This is a genomic window from Pantoea sp. GbtcB22 (assembly GCF_019091025.1).
GTDB classification, from domain to species: Bacteria; Pseudomonadota; Gammaproteobacteria; order Enterobacterales; family Enterobacteriaceae; genus Pantoea; species Pantoea leporis.
The window spans coordinates 1-231 of the sequence record NZ_JAGXKB010000972.1; the positions used below are offsets into that span (position 1 = coordinate 1).

Genomic DNA, 231 nt, shown 5'->3' on the forward strand with positions numbered 1-231 from the left:
TGCTGGATGACGAAAGGCAGAATTCCGCCATAGCGCAGCTAGCGCAGCTCTTGCTGGGAGTCTATCACTGCCTCAAGGCCGATCGCAGCAATCTGCCTGCCGTCGCGGCTGGTGTTCAGCACTAGCAACGTTCTACCCGGTTCGATCGCCTCCAGTCCAATGATGTCCTGCACTTCGCTGCCTTCCATCTCCGGCAGTTTTTCTGCCTCGCCGGCGATGAATTGGAGGGGG

The 231-nt window shown here is 58.9% G+C and carries 1 protein-coding gene; it reads right to left on the reverse strand.

What is annotated here, in order from left to right:
- Positions 1-38: 38 nt before the first annotated feature.
- Positions 39-231, reverse strand: a 193-nt coding sequence (locus KVT28_RS27220; RefSeq protein ID WP_217551459.1) for a hypothetical protein, incomplete at its 5' end; no start/stop codon positions are given.